The sequence below is a fragment of the Pectobacterium aroidearum genome, assembly GCF_015689195.1.
Classification (GTDB): Bacteria; Pseudomonadota; Gammaproteobacteria; order Enterobacterales; family Enterobacteriaceae; genus Pectobacterium; species Pectobacterium aroidearum.
The window spans coordinates 3,020,255-3,034,659 of record NZ_CP065044.1; the positions used below are offsets into that span (position 1 = coordinate 3,020,255).

The 14,405-nt window shown below is 49.7% G+C and carries 15 protein-coding genes; 10 read left to right on the top strand and 5 right to left on the bottom strand.

Annotated features, from left to right (window positions below; genetic code table 11):
- Positions 1 to 263: 263 nt before the first annotated feature.
- Together yccA and tusE are read left to right on the top strand one after the other, a co-directional pair.
- On the top strand, positions 264 to 923 hold the full coding sequence (gene yccA, locus I2D83_RS13520) for an FtsH protease modulator YccA (protein WP_015840743.1): 660 nt from the start codon (positions 264 to 266) through the stop codon (positions 921 to 923).
- A gap of 110 nt (positions 924 to 1,033) precedes the next feature.
- On the top strand, positions 1,034 to 1,363 hold the full coding sequence (tusE, locus tag I2D83_RS13525; protein ID WP_180777838.1) for a sulfurtransferase TusE: 330 nt from the start codon (positions 1,034 to 1,036) through the stop codon (positions 1,361 to 1,363).
- Between the two features lie 12 nt (positions 1,364 to 1,375).
- Here the strand turns inward: tusE and yccX are convergent, their stop codons facing one another.
- A complete protein-coding gene (gene yccX / locus I2D83_RS13530; RefSeq protein ID WP_180777837.1) occupies positions 1,376 to 1,654 on the bottom strand; it encodes an acylphosphatase in 279 nt (92 codons plus the stop codon).
- A 223-nt stretch (positions 1,655 to 1,877) separates the two neighbouring features.
- Here yccX and hspQ point away from each other — a divergent pair, with 223 nt between their 5' ends.
- Positions 1,878 to 2,186, top strand: a complete 309-nt coding sequence (hspQ, locus tag I2D83_RS13535; protein WP_015840746.1) for a heat shock protein HspQ — start codon at positions 1,878 to 1,880, stop codon at positions 2,184 to 2,186.
- 97 nt (positions 2,187 to 2,283) lie between these two features.
- Here the strand turns inward: hspQ and I2D83_RS13540 are convergent, their stop codons facing one another.
- Positions 2,284 to 2,697 carry a CoA-binding protein gene (locus I2D83_RS13540; RefSeq protein WP_015840747.1) on the bottom strand — a complete coding sequence of 138 codons (414 nt, stop codon included), beginning with the start codon at positions 2,695 to 2,697 and terminating at the stop codon, positions 2,284 to 2,286.
- 193 nt (positions 2,698 to 2,890) lie between these two features.
- Here I2D83_RS13540 and I2D83_RS13545 point away from each other — a divergent pair, with 193 nt between their 5' ends.
- Together I2D83_RS13545 and I2D83_RS13550 are read left to right on the top strand one after the other, a co-directional pair.
- Entirely contained in the window at positions 2,891 to 3,415 is a 525-nt protein-coding gene (locus I2D83_RS13545; RefSeq protein ID WP_180777836.1) for a DUF2057 family protein, read from the top strand.
- Between the two features lie 137 nt (positions 3,416 to 3,552).
- Entirely contained in the window at positions 3,553 to 4,011 is a 459-nt protein-coding gene (locus I2D83_RS13550; RefSeq protein ID WP_015840749.1) for a methylglyoxal synthase, read from the top strand.
- An 85-nt stretch (positions 4,012 to 4,096) separates the two neighbouring features.
- Here I2D83_RS13550 and helD read toward each other — a convergent pair whose 3' ends face one another.
- Positions 4,097 to 6,154, bottom strand: coding sequence for a DNA helicase IV (gene helD / locus I2D83_RS13555; RefSeq protein ID WP_205946702.1), 2,058 nt, complete (start codon positions 6,152 to 6,154; stop codon positions 4,097 to 4,099).
- A 197-nt stretch (positions 6,155 to 6,351) separates the two neighbouring features.
- On the opposite strand from helD, the gene I2D83_RS13560 reads away from it, so the two are divergent.
- Together I2D83_RS13560 and yccS are read left to right on the top strand one after the other, a co-directional pair.
- Positions 6,352 to 6,798 (top strand): YccF domain-containing protein, encoded by a 447-nt coding sequence (locus I2D83_RS13560; RefSeq protein WP_015840751.1) that lies wholly within the window; start codon positions 6,352 to 6,354, stop codon positions 6,796 to 6,798.
- 20 nt (positions 6,799 to 6,818) lie between these two features.
- Positions 6,819 to 8,954 carry a YccS family putative transporter gene (gene yccS, locus I2D83_RS13565; RefSeq protein WP_205946703.1) on the top strand — a complete coding sequence of 712 codons (2,136 nt, stop codon included), beginning with the start codon at positions 6,819 to 6,821 and terminating at the stop codon, positions 8,952 to 8,954.
- A gap of 16 nt (positions 8,955 to 8,970) precedes the next feature.
- On the opposite strand, the gene I2D83_RS13570 is transcribed toward yccS, so the two are convergent.
- Entirely contained in the window at positions 8,971 to 9,591 is a 621-nt protein-coding gene (locus I2D83_RS13570; RefSeq protein WP_015840753.1) for a TfoX/Sxy family DNA transformation protein, read from the bottom strand.
- A 224-nt stretch (positions 9,592 to 9,815) separates the two neighbouring features.
- Between I2D83_RS13570 and sulA the strand changes: the two genes are divergently transcribed.
- Positions 9,816 to 10,322, top strand: a complete 507-nt coding sequence (gene sulA, locus I2D83_RS13575) for an SOS-induced cell division inhibitor SulA (protein ID WP_205946704.1) — start codon at positions 9,816 to 9,818, stop codon at positions 10,320 to 10,322.
- Between the two features lie 362 nt (positions 10,323 to 10,684).
- On the top strand, positions 10,685 to 11,770 hold the full coding sequence (ompA, locus tag I2D83_RS13580; protein ID WP_181844714.1) for a porin OmpA: 1,086 nt from the start codon (positions 10,685 to 10,687) through the stop codon (positions 11,768 to 11,770).
- Between the two features lie 151 nt (positions 11,771 to 11,921).
- Here ompA and matP read toward each other — a convergent pair whose 3' ends face one another.
- Positions 11,922 to 12,380, bottom strand: coding sequence for a macrodomain Ter protein MatP (gene matP / locus I2D83_RS13585; RefSeq protein WP_181844713.1), 459 nt, complete (start codon positions 12,378 to 12,380; stop codon positions 11,922 to 11,924).
- Between the two features lie 176 nt (positions 12,381 to 12,556).
- On the opposite strand from matP, the gene I2D83_RS13590 reads away from it, so the two are divergent.
- Positions 12,557 to 14,326 carry an AAA family ATPase gene (locus I2D83_RS13590; RefSeq protein WP_181844712.1) on the top strand — a complete coding sequence of 590 codons (1,770 nt, stop codon included), beginning with the start codon at positions 12,557 to 12,559 and terminating at the stop codon, positions 14,324 to 14,326.
- The last annotated feature ends 79 nt before the right edge of the window (positions 14,327 to 14,405 follow it).

Below are 14,405 nucleotides of genomic sequence, written 5' to 3' on the forward strand. Positions count from 1 at the left end.
GAATGAGAGCTTGTAAAGCATCACAGCGCTCAATTGCCTGAAAAATAATCTAACGTAGCGCATTTGAACGCAAAACCGCCATGCGGCAGATGAAAGAGCGCAATTTATCTCCAGCACCCGACAAATTGCAGAACAAAGCACGAGCGAAGACCTAAGGATGAATAATTTGCAGCGTAAAGAAGGGTAAACCACCTTTAATAACGTCCTGCAACTATTTACTCTTTGACATTGGATAATAGCACCCTGAAGAGAGAGTCGCTGATATGGATCGTATTGTTGTTTCTTCTACCCGTGAAAGCTCGCTACTCAGCACGCACAAAGTGCTGCGCAACACCTATTTCCTGCTGTCGCTGACGCTGGGTTTTTCCGCCGTTACCGCAACAGCAAGTACCGTACTTAACCTGCCCGCTCCGGGATTAATTCTGATGCTGGTTGGGTTTTATGGCCTGATGTTCCTGACGCACAAACTGGCGAACAGCCCTGCGGGTATTCTGGCAGCGTTCGCACTGACCGGATTTATGGGTTATACGCTAGGCCCGATTTTAAGTTCGCTGATTTCCTCAGGCGCAGGCGACATTGTCATGCTGGCGCTGGGCGGCACGGCACTGGTGTTCTTCTGCTGCTCAGCTTACGTCTTAACGACACGTAAAGATATGTCCTTCCTGTCAGGTATGATGATGGCAGGTTTTGTTGTTCTGGTTGTCGCCGTCATCGCCAATCTGTTCTTGCAGATTCCGGCCTTGCATCTGGCGATCAGTGCCCTGTTTATTCTGTTCTCTGCGGGTGCCATCCTGTGGGAAACCAGTAACATCATCCACGGTGGCGAAACCAACTACATCCGAGCAACAGTTAGCCTGTATGTCGCGATCTACAATATCTTCGTTAGCTTGTTGAGCATTCTGGGCATCATGCGTAACGACTAAGTTTTATTTATCGCCACACCGAGAAAGCCCCAACCGGGGCTTTTTTTATTTCCAGCACAGACAGAAATATTTGTTAAACTGCGGGCTGATCTATCGCAGGCGGAGAAAAGATGTTGGAGTTTGAAGGACAAACAATCGAAACAGATGCGCAAGGTTACCTAATGGATAGCAACGCGTGGAGTGAAGCATTGGCTCACGTGTTAGCAGAGCAGGAAGGCATCACGCTGACCGAACCGCATTGGGAAGTCGTCCGGTTTGTGCGGAATTTTTATCAGGAGTTCAATACGTCACCCGCGATACGCATGCTGGTTAAAGCGATGGCGCAAAAGTATGGCGAAGAGAAAGGGAATAGCCGCTACCTGTACAAACTTTTCCCCAAAGGGCCAGCAAAGCAGGCGACTAAAATTGCCGGCTTGCCCAAACCAGTAAAATGCATCTAGCATTGCCCAGTTTCAATAGCGGATCGTAAAACCTTCATAGTCCGTCTTGCCATGTGGCTCAATAAGCACCTTATCCACTCTGGCGCTTCGTGGGCCTCCTTGTTTCAGCCACTCAATTAACGCCTCTACCGCTTGAGCGTCGCCGTTTGCCACCACTTCCACGCTGCCATCATCACAATTGCGCGCATACCCATTGAGTCCGAGTCGCACGGCCTGATGTTGCGTGCTGTAGCGAAACCCGACGCCCTGAACCAGGCCATAGACATAAGCGACAGTCGCTATCTTTGCCATCTTCTCCTCCTTCCCAGTCTACGAGGCTAAACAACATTTCATTAGCAGGGCTGTATCTTCTAAAAATTTACACCATACTGTTAATAATGTGTTCAGGCACTGATTCATCGACGAACACATCGCTTGAAAAACGCTGTACGCTAAAAAGCGTTGTCGGATGCGGTTGTCCTCCTCCACGTAATCCGCAGCGAGTAGAAAGTGTAATCTATTTCCAGGGGGTTATATGATCATCTGTAAATTTGGCATCGGACAACAGATTCGTCATAAGCTACTGGGGTTTCCGGGGGTCGTTATCGATATCGATCCCGAATACTCATTAGAAACACCCACTTGGGAAGAGATTAGCGGCAACGATACGCCACGTTCCGAACCGTGGTATCACGTTGTGATGGAAGATGACGAAGGCCAACCGATACATACTTATCTGGCAGAAGCGCAGTTGATGAAGGAAGAACTGTCGGAACACGAACACCCTTCACTCAACGAGCTAGCCGAGGTCATTCAGCGCCGTGCACCACAGCTGCGCCATTAATTTTTCCCTACGTTCAATATTGGCGGCCGAAAACAAACATTGGCGATGTTGTGATACTCAGCATCGCCGAATGTCTGTGACTTCTTTACCTGAGCGCTTATTTATCCAGACCCAGCCGTGGGATTTCAATTTTCGGGCAACGATCCATCACCACTTTCAACCCGGCATCATGAGCCAAAATTGCCGCTTGTTCATTAATGACGCCGATCTGTAGCCATAAAACACTAGCGCCAATGGCAATGGCCTCTTTGGCAACCTCGTAAGCCGCTTCCGGCTGGCGAAAGACATCGACCATATCAATCGGTTTAGGGATATCCGCTAAACTGGCATACACTTTTTGACCCAGCAGCGTTTGTCCAGCAAGTTTGGGGCTAACGGGAATAACGTCGTATCCCTGCTCTAGCAAATATGCCATCACACCATAACTCGGGCGGGACGACTTATCGCTAGCCCCCACGAGTGCAATGGTTTTGACCGTTTTTAGTACAGATTCAATATCACTGTCATTCATGCTATTCAGCCTCTCTTGCGTGATTTATTACAGTGTATCGCACATTTTACGGATCGCAGAAAATGGCTTGAAGACCCGCCGTCTGTATCTTATAGAACGAAAAATGCCATAACAGCCTGTTTCAAATTGAAACCTTTGACACATTCAGACAATTCCTCAACAATACTCGGATTGCGTGCTATTTGGGAAAAATATGAAATTCGGCTTCATCACTGTCTGCCTTTTTATTGCAGGGTTCAGTACCTCAGTAATTGCGGCAACAACGTTGAAATTAGATCAGAAAATCGATCTCCTGATGGTTGACGGGCAAAAGATGTCAGGCTCGTTGCTAAAGGGTGCCGATAGCCTCGAACTTGGCAGTGGGCAACACCAGATTTTGTTCAAAGTTGTCGACACCGTCGATGCCCAAACCGGTGCGCCAGTGACCTATTTTCCTTCCACGTTTATTGCGACCTTTAATACGGCAAAAGTGGCATCGGTGTCATTTAAACTACCGCCGCTGCATACCCTTGAAGATCGAAAAAATTTCACTGCTCAGCCTCAGTATCAATTGCTTGATGAAAAAAATCAGGCTATCCCCGTGCGTACCGATGCGCTTGTCATTGCTGACAATGAGCTGCTCGATATAGAACGAAAAATGTCGGAGTACAATGCAGCGGCGAAAGGCGCGTCCGTTGCTGGCTTTTCTGCCGCGCTGAATGAATCTGTAACCTGGTGATTTTACGCGCAGTCGCATCAGATTTTTGATACCCGTTCGCCTTTTCCTGCTTTTATCGCTTTGCACCGAAACAGCGTTTCCGTAATCTGTCTGTACACTAGCGTCAGCTTTACTACACCAGATTGAAGGACGTAACCATGGAGTTCACCACCCGTACCATCGCCGCGCAAAAACATATTGCGCTGGTAGCACACGACCACTGTAAACAATCCTTGCTGGATTGGGTTGGTACGAATAAAGAACAGCTCAAAGAGCACACGCTTTACGCCACCGGAACCACCGGGAACCTGATTCAGTTGAATACGGGGCTGCCCGTAAAAAGCATGCTGAGCGGGCCAATGGGAGGCGACCAGCAGGTTGGTGCGCTGATCTCCGAAGGGAAAATCGATTTGATGATCTTCTTTTGGGATCCACTGAACGCCGTACCACACGATCCCGATGTGAAGGCGCTGCTGAGGCTGGCTACGGTTTGGAACATTCCCGTGGCCACCAACCGTGCAACGGCGGATTTTCTGGTCAATTCTGCGCTATTTAAAGAACCCGTACAGATCGCCATCCCCGATTATCAACGCTATCTGCAAGACCGCCTGAAATAGTCACGCACATCATCATGGACCAGCGGCGTGCCACACCGTCGCTGGTCTACTCTCCTACTTCTCTCTTCTCTGCTTTCGCTTTTCATTATCCCGGCTTACGCTGCGTCGGCACACCTAAGCGATGAAGATGTTCAATAAACACCGATGGATTCTCCGCATCCTGTAGCAACCAAACACGATGTTTCGCTCTCGTCAATGCCACATACAGTAAGCGACGTTCTTCCGCATCGGGGAAATCTTCAGGTTCAGGTAACAGCACGGCCTCAATCACGGACTCTCTAGCCGGCGCCGGGAAGCCGTCTCTCCCTTCATGCATACCCACAATGATGACGTATTCCGCCTGCTGCCCTTTACTGGCATGTACAGTCATAAAATCAATGTGCAAATTCGGCCATTTGGTTGCGGCTTTATCCAAAATAGCAGGGCGTAAATGATGGTAGCGAGCAAGCACGAGAATGCGCTCATCCGCTTTCACAAAGCCGCTCAGTTTATCCAAAAGTGGCTCAAGCTGATCCTGAGGCAGGATAGTCACCGCTTTTTTATCTCCTTTACTCAGGCTATTAAGCGGTTTCTTCAACTGATACGGGTTCTGCTGTATGAACGTATTGGCGATTTCACCAATGCGTTCATTAAAACGATAGGTGGTATCCAGCGCACACTGCTCACCTACACCGAAATGCTGTTCAAATGCTGTCGTCAACGTCAGCTCTGCGCCGCTAAAACGGTAAATCGCCTGCCAGTCATCCCCTACGGCAAAAAGACAGGTACGGCTATTTTGACGACGCAGTGCTGCCAGCAGACTCGCACGCTGTGGCGAGATATCCTGAAATTCGTCAACCAGAATGTGCTTCCAAGGGCTAACAAAACGCCCCTTATCCAGAAGATTGACAGCCTGATGGATGAGGCCGGAGAAATCGACCGCATTTTCATCCTTAAGCGCTTTTTTCCAGGCTTTCAACAATGGTGCCATCAGGCGAACACGTTGCTGAAATTCTGTCCGAAGGGATTCTGGTGCCAGCTCAACCATATCGCTCTGGCTGCCGCCGTGCATACGCATCAACCCTAGCCAGCGCTCCAGTCGCCCGGCCAGCCGCCCCGCCAGCTTTGGGTCATTCCAAAAATCGCCTTCAGGAATCTCCCATTCCAGCTCTTCTGTTAACCAACGCCTCCACCCGTTAGCCTGCGTTTTTTTCTCGGCACACTGCTGCTGCCAGTGAGAAATCAGCAGTTCCCGACGCTGTTTCGCATCACTTTCCAACTGGCTTATCATCGGTGCCTTGCGACTCGCCTGCTGAATGATGTGCAAGGCCAAGGCGTGGAACGTCTTAGCCTGAATTTCATCCATGTGGAGCCGTTCTTGAATGCGTTCGTTCATCTCTTCTGCCGCTTTACGACCAAACGCCAGTAGTAAAATCTGATCGGGCGCAGCTTCCTGCCGATGCATTAACCACGCCGCGCGGGCCACTAGCACGGATGTCTTCCCGCTGCCAGCACCCGCCAGCACCAGTACGCCCTCTTCGCCATTTATCACGGCTTTACTCTGCGACACGTTTAATGGCGAACTCTCCACCGTTTCAAAGAAAGGCTGTTCTGCCGCTAACGTGCGATCCATCCATCCCTGATTCACCGCAGTGCGCATCTCTTCGCCCTGTTCAAGCCAGCGCAAGCAGTCCCGGTAGTTATCACGGCAGTTGTCAAAGGTTTCAAGTCTGGGAACAGGCAAAGGCAGCGCTTCCAGAGAATCGCGGACGGCTTTCTGCAACGTTGACAGCGCCTGTCGGCTAAACCATTTATCCTGCTGCGTCAGTGTTTGAATGCTGTCCGTTTGGCGCTGTAAAACCTCCGCGCTAATCAGACTCATCTCCTCACTCCAGTCAAGCCAGGATTTAAGCAGATGGCGGTAAAAAGCCTGTGTTTCCTGCCACTCAGTGCCGTGCAAGCGCACCACTTTCCCGGCAGGCAGCTCAAATTCCAGTTCTCCCCACACCAGGCCTCTTTTACAGTGAATACCCAGCAGTTGATTAAAGGGAATCAGGTATTGATGTTTATCGCCACTCACTTCGACACCGGCATTCAATAACCGCACCCGATTGTAAGGATGCTGGGCCAGATGTTTACCTAACGAGGTAGATTTCAGTTCCATGATGTTCGCGCCATGACTATGTGAGAGGTTATTCGTCCATACTTTGTCGTTTATCTGTTCCTAGTTTACCCGTTATCGGACTTCACGCTCTAGCCTTAAAAACAGGTTAGGATATCCTGATGCTTAATGTGATAATTCTTTTACCATCAGCAAGTTTGGTTACTTTATCGGGTTACCTTACAAGTACAGGAGAGACTATGCGTACTGTGTTGAATATCCTTAATTTCGTATTAGGTGGTTTTTTCACCACACTGGCCTGGCTTCTGGCGACTGTCGTCAGCGTGCTGCTGATTTTTACCTTACCGCTAACACGCTCATGTTGGGAAATCACCAAGCTGTCGCTCTTCCCTTATGGCAATGAAGCCATCCATGTTGATGAACTACGCCCGGATGAAAAGAGCACGATTCTCAATGCAGGCGGTTCTCTGCTGAATATCTTCTGGTTCATTTTCTTTGGCTGGTGGCTCTGCCTGTCGCACATCATTACCGGTATCGCGCAGTGCATTACCATCATCGGCATTCCTGTTGGCATCGCTAACTTTAAAATTGCTGCCATCGCGCTGTGGCCAGTAGGGCGTCGCGTGGTTTCCGTCGAACTTGCACAGGCTGCGCGGGAAAACAATGCCCGCCGCCACTTTCGCTAACGGCATCTAAGGATATTACGTTGCTCACCTTTGCCCCAGGAATTCGTCGCTATGTGTACAACAGCAGTTGGCTGTACACCATTCGTATCCTCATTGCGCTCAGCGGTGCAGCGGCAGTTCCCTGGTGGCTAGGTCAGCCAACATCAACCATTCCGGTCACACTTGGCGTCGTCGCGGCTGCCCTCACTGACCTTGACGATCGCCTCACCGGACGTCTGCGTAATCTGTTCATTACGCTGGCCTGCTTTTTTGTCGCTTCCGTCTCGATCGAACTGCTTTTTCCCTATCCCTGGCTATTCGGGTTTGGTCTGGCTATATCGACCTGCGGCTTTATTCTGCTCGGCGCATTAGGGCAGCGCTATGCGACTATCGCCTTCGGCGCACTGCTGATTGCGATTTACACCATGCTGGGAATCTCTCTTTACGACAACTGGTATCAGCAGCCCATCATGCTGCTGATCGGGGCATCGTGGTACAACCTGCTTACGCTGTTCGGCCATCTGATATTCCCTATCCGCCCGTTACAGGACAACCTCGCACAGTGTTATCAGCAGTTGGCCCGCTATCTGGATGCAAAAGCCAACCTATTCGATCCCGATATTGAAGAAGAAACCGACAAGCCCTTGATTGACGTCGCGATGGCAAACAGCCAGTTGGTCGCGATCCTCAACCAGACCAAATCCTCGCTGTTAACGCGTCTGCGTGGCGACCGCGGACAGCGCGGGACGCGTCAAACGCTGCACTACTATTTTGTCGCTCAGGATATTCACGAACGGGCCAGCTCATCACACGTTTACTACCCACAACTACGCGAGAAACTGCGCTATAGCGACGTCTTATTTCGCTTTCAACGCCTGCTCAGCATGCAAGCCAAAGCCTGTCAGCAACTATCGCAATCCATTCTGCTACAGCAAAAATATCAGCATGACAGCCGCCTTGAACGGGCTTTCGTGCATCTCGAGTCCGCGATTACGCGCATCGCGGCCAACAACATGGCAGATGCTGCACAACTTAAGGCGCTCACATATTTATTAAATAATCTGCGCGCCATTGACGCCCAGTTGGCGACTATCGAATCCGAACAGGCCATCGAGCAAGAAAATAACCCGGAAAACACGCTGGCAGACGACAAAATAACGGGTTGGAGCGACATCCGCTTGCGTATTAGTCGCCACCTGACGCCCCAGTCAGCGCTGTTTCGTCATGCTATCCGCATGTCCGTACTCCTCTGTAGCGGCTACGCGTTGATTCAGATAACGGGTTTGCAACACGGTTACTGGATCCTGCTGACCAGCCTGTTTGTTTGCCAGCCCAACTATAACGCCACCCGGCGACGGCTGACGTTGAGGATTATTGGCACATTGACCGGTATTTTACTCGGCTTGCCCATTTTGTATTTCGTCCCATCGCTGGAAGGGCAGCTCACGCTCATCGTCATTAGTGGCGTACTGTTCTTCGCCTTTCGCAACGTGCAGTACGCGCACGCAACCATGTTTATTACGCTGCTTGTCCTGCTCTGTTTCAATCTATTGGGCGAGGGCTTTGAAGTCGCGGTGCCACGTATTATCGATACCTTGTTGGGGTGCGCCATCGCGTGGGCTGCGGTGAGCTTTATCTGGCCGGACTGGCGTTTTCGCGGTCTGCCCACCGTTATCAATAAAACTCTGGACGCCAACTGCCGTTATCTTGATGCGATTATGGTGCAATATCATCAGGGGAAAGATAATAGCCTGCCTTATCGCATTGCCCGCCGAGATGCGCATAACTGTGATGCAGAGCTGGCATCTGTCGTGTCGAATATGTCTTCAGAACCTCACGCGACCAGAAATAAGCTGGACAGTGCATTTCGCTTCATGTGCCTGAATCATACGTTGTTAAGCTATATTTCAACGCTCGGCGCGCACCGTGGGAAAATTACCTCATCGGAAACGCTGCAATTGCTGGATGATGCCGTGTGTCATGTTGATGACGCGCTACACTGTAGCGAAGAGGAAAGCTCACGCATCAATCAGGGATTGAAAACTATTACCGCCAGCATTCAATCCCTTTCGCCTGAGTCAGACAGTAAAGAATCATTGATTATTCAGCAAATCGGTCTGCTGCTCGACCTTCTGCCTGAACTCGTACAGCTAAAAAATGACATGATGAGACAGTGAGAATAAAGCTTATTTTTTAGTGCTTTGATCCTTTAGAGACAGCATTGTTTTTATACCACTCCAGCAGTTCGTTGCGGATACCGCGAGGGAGTGCCGCCTGATGCGTGCCACAAATGGCGCCAGCAAGCGCCAACAGCACGTTAACACTCAGATTAGCGCGAACCTTCCTCAACTCGAGATAGCTATTTTTAGCGCCATAATGCTGTAATTCATCCACATTCCTTATCCCCGCTTTCCACAGTAGTCGTTCAATATCGTGGTTAAGATTCGGGAGATCTTTTAAACGCCCGCTCGTACATTTGAGGACCTGATCATGCTGCGCGCCGGCCAACGCCAGTCGGGCAAAATATAATAGCGTTTGCGGTTCTTGCCATAATGCTTCATCGACAAGGAAGTAGTTCAGCGGTAACGGCATTCCGCGTTTGGTATAAATCAGATGAGGCATATCGCGCTGCTGAAAATATCTTTCATCTTTCTTACTGGCACGCAGATAAAGCTCCCCTTCCGAGACCAGTCCAAAAATCGTTTTATTTGCTGCGATGCTGTAGCCACCAAATTGGGAACGTGAAGTGATGTCCCCCAAAGATGAAAAAGAATGCTGAGATTGCAAAATCCTTTTTTTGCATAATTGCTTCATTGCCATAATCCTTAGTATTGAAATGATCTCTTCCTGAACAATTAAAAATATCTGTAGCAGGAACAAATAATTAAACACAGCCCCGATGCGGCTTCAAACAGTAAATGTGTTTACTGTCTCTTGCATAAGGAATATGCGAAGCGCTTTCAAAAAAATCAGGTTGATTTTCACGCACACAGCAGATACTGTATACCCATACAGTAACACTATGGGTAGCACTCATTATGCGTACGCAATCAATCAGCTCTCACAACGTTCAGTCGTCATCGTTTTCTGCAAATCAGCATGCTGCGGAAAGCTCGATCAGCGCGGGCGGAATTATCAGCGAAATCGTGTACAACGCCGATCAGCCCATAGTCACACACCTGCTATTACCGCTTTTACAGCAGTTAGGTACACAATCTCGTTGGCTGCTATGGCTTTCTCCTCAGCAAAAATTGAGCCGCCCCTGGGTACAGCAATCTGGGTTACCGCTGGATAAAATGGTACAACTCCACCATATCAATCCGTTGTTCACGGTTGATGCAATGGAGAGAGCGTTGCTGACAGGAAATTACAGCGCGGTGTTGTGCTGGTTACCGCACGAATTAACGGAAGAAGAGAAAGTTCGGCTACGGCACGCAGCCCAGGCAGGAAATACGTACGGCTTTATTATGCGGCCAGAAAGCACTGGCGGTGACGCCTATAGACTATTTCCCAGCCTTAAAATTCATTCGACATTGTATCATTAAGTAAATTAAGAATTTTCTCAGCTCTATCTGGTTATGTACTGTACAGATCGCCGCAGAGCGGTATTCTGCGGGCTTTTGGCGTGTATTTAGCACAGCTAAAAGGCGTAAGATCTGTCAAAAGCATCTACTATTTGTTAGCAAGTATGTATGAATCGTGCGGTTTTCTTATGACGCAAATCACATCATACTTGTAACTTTCTCATCACGTTGTAGACTTTAACTCGCTGGAGTTGCTCTTTTATAACGTCAGTTGACTGACAGTAAGTCATAAATAAGGGCAAAGTCTCCAACCAAAGGATTTTAACCAAAGGTTTATTAGCCCATCAGGTTAATTACCGATTTGGATGATAATGAGGCGTAAAATGAAAAAAACAGCTATCGCAGTTGCAGTGGCACTGGCTAGCTTCGCGACTATCGCGCAAGCAGCTCCTAAAGACAATACCTGGTACACCGGTGGTAAACTGGGTGTGTCTCAATTCCACGATACTGGTTTCTACGGAAATGGTTACACCGGTGTCAACAACAACCCAATCAAAAGCAAGTTAGGCGCTGGTGCATTTCTTGGTTATCAAGCCAACCCGTACCTAGGTTTTGAACTGGGCTACGACTGGCTGGGCCGCATGAAGTATGCAGGTTCTACTTCTAACGCAGCAGACAGCGCGAGCTTGAAAGCACAGGGCATCCAACTGGCTGCTAAACTGAGCTACCCAGTGCTGCCAGATCTGGACGTTTATACTCGTCTGGGTGGTATGGTATGGAGCGTTGACACTCACGCTGACAGAAGCGGCAACCACCTCAACAACGACGACACTGGCGTTTCTCCGCTGGCTGCGATCGGTGTTGAATACGCTATCGACAAAAACTGGGCTACTCGTGTTGACTACCAGTGGGTAAGCAACATTGGTGATGCTGGTACCGTTGGTGCCCGTCCAGACAACATGCTGATGAGCGTTGGCCTGTCTTACCGTTTCGGCCAAGATGACCGTGTAGCTCCAGTTGTTGCTCCGGCGCCAGCTCCAGCTCCGGCTCCAGTTGTTGAAACCAAGCGTTTCACGCTGAAATCTGACGTCCTGTTCAACTTCAACAAAGCAACGCTGAAAGCAGAAGGCCAGCAATCACTGGATCAACTGTACACTCAGCTGAGCTCTCTGGATCCAAAAGATGGTTCCGTTGTTGTTCTGGGCTTCACTGACCGTTTAGGTTCAGAGCAATACAACCAAGGCCTGTCTGAAAAACGTGCACAGAGCGTCGTTGATTACCTCGTTTCTAAAGGTATCCCTGCGAACAAAGTCTCTGCTCGTGGCCTGGGCAAATCTCAACCTGTTACCGGTTCTACCTGTGACAACGTGAAACCTCGTGCTGCGCTGATCGACTGCCTGGCACCGGATCGTCGCGTAGAGATCGAAGTTAAAGGCATCAAAGACGTTGTAACTCAGCCTCAGGCTTAAGTTATTAACGAAAAAAAACCTCGCTCCGGCGAGGTTTTTTTTATGGCAAACATACTTGTCCGTCACCCTGCTGGCCGTTGCTGCGCAACGTTGAAAAACGCTCCCTGCGTTTTTATGCCTGTTTATCGGCAAGATAAAGATAACTGGCCGATCACATCTCGTCGTTATTCAGAATGGCTTTAAGATCCTGCTTGAACAACGACATCTGGCTGGCATATTTTTCTTTATGCTCGGCATCTTCAATTAACTGTACAATCGTTTCTGACAAGGTCACTCCGCGTCTCTGAGCCAGAGCCGCAAGGCGCTGCCAGACCAAATATTCCAGATCGATTGATTTCTTGCGCGTATGTTGGTGCTCTGCATTGAAATGACGTTTACGCCGTGCCCGGATCGTCTGCTTCATCCGATTTTCTAAGGTCGGGTTCATACATTGCGCAATCCACTCCAGCACTTTCACTGGCTGGTTTTCCATTTTAAGCAATGCCTGTACCGCCTCATCCGCAGCACTCTGCTCCAGGAAGCGCGTAATCTCTTCACCCTCCCGGTGTTTTTTCACCAGGTACTTCCATTTCCATCCGCACTCAAGATTTTCTAGTTGTTGATATTTCATATTAAATTCTTCAGTGACCGCGTAACGTTACTTTCAGCATAACAGTTTTCCCTGATTTTGACCCCTTTCTGGCGGTTTTTTGGCGGCTTTTAAGACAATCAGCCAAGCACCGTCCCGCTTCAACATGTTAAAGATGACGGAGAGATGACTCTCCTTATGCGCACTCGTCATTATTCTTGTATAATCACGCTTTTCCTTTAGACGATTACATTGATACTTTGACCAGTAACCGACTCTCATGGCAGCATTTACTGCCCAATAATACGCCTTATCAAACGCTATTCACTCAGGCAGCTCAGCTTGCTCCTGCTGAATTCTCCGCTATTCAGTCGCGTCTGGCAGACAGTCTGACGCTCTTTTGCCACCCTCGCTCTCCTTCTCGCTTTATGCTGTTGAAAGCGCAAGAGAACGATGAATATATGGCATTGATCGCCCGTGCGTTAAGCGCAATCAGGCCAGACTCCGGGGCGATACATGGCAGTAAATATATCATTGAGGGTCGTCATATCCGGGTCGAGCCAGCCACACAGCCTGCAGATAATTTTGCCGCACAGCAGTCCTGTGGCTATCAGGAATGGATCGAACCTGAACAGCTCTTCGGCTGCGTGCGCAGTTTTCACGACGAAATTACGCTACATCCAGGACTGATTCATCAGGTTAATGGCGGTACGCTGATCCTGTCGGCCAGAGCGCTATTGGCTCAGCCTTTAATGTGGCTGCGTCTGAAGCAGATTATGGCAGAAGGAATCTATCGTTGGCTCTCACCAGACGAGCGCAAGCCTCTGCCCGTGGACGTGCCACCGATGCCGCTTGATATCCGCTTGATTATTCTTGGCGACCGAGAAAGTCTGGCTGATATTCATGATATGGAGCCGGAATTAGGCGAGCACGCCATTTACGGTGAATTTGAAGCGCAATTGCAGTTGATTGAAACGGATGACATGGCGCGCTGGTGTGCCTACATCAATGCATTATGTAGCGAGAATCAACTACCGCTGCTGGATGCCGATGCCTGGCCAGCCTTAGTCAATGTCGCAGTACGCTACAGCGGCGATCAGGGCAATTTACCACTGTGCCCACGGTGGTTAACCAGCCAGTTAAAATATGCCTCGCTGTATGCCAGAGATGGCCAGATTACGGAACAGGCGCTGGTTGACGCCGTTGCCGCTCGCCAATGGCGTGAAGGCTACCTTCGTGAACGTATGCAGGATGAAATAGAATTAGGTCAAATCCTGATCGAAACGGAAGGTGAAGTCGTCGGTCAGGTTAACGGCCTGTCCGTACTCGAATTCCCTGGCTACCCTGTTGCTTTTGGCGAGCCGGCACGCATCAGCTGCGTCGTTCACGCTGGCGACGGTGAATTTACCGACGTCGAGCGCAAAGCCGAACTGGCGGGCAATTTACACGCCAAAGGCATGATGATCATGCAGGCGTTCCTGATTACGGAGTTAGAGCTTGATCAACAGCTTCCCTTCTCCGCTTCCATGGTCTTCGAGCAATCATACAGTGAAGTTGACGGTGACAGTGCCTCTTTGGCAGAGCTGTGTGCGTTAGTCAGCGCCCTCTCCTTACGGCCAATCAATCAGCAGTTCGCCGTAACCGGCTCCGTCGATCAGTTTGGTCGCGTACAGCCAATTGGTGGCGTGAATGAAAAAATCGAAGGTTTCTTTGAGGTCTGCCAGCGTCGCGGATTGACGGGAACGCAGGGCGTGATTTTACCTGTGGCTAACCTGCGCCATCTCTGTTTACAGGACGATGTCGTTGAAGCCGTACGCGAAGGGAAATTCCATTTGTTCCCGGTAGAAACGGCGCCAGAAGCGTTATCATTATTGACTAATTTCGCTTATGACGATGAACAGCAGCCCAATCTGCTGAGCACGATTCGTGAGCGAATTGGACAACTTACACCGCAGGAGCGTAGACGCTTCCCTTGGTTTTTCCGTTAAACCAACTGGTTCAACCAGACGCAACAGACTTGCCCAGCGTACAGGTGTACGCTAACCTGCGTGCTTCATTAAAATAAGG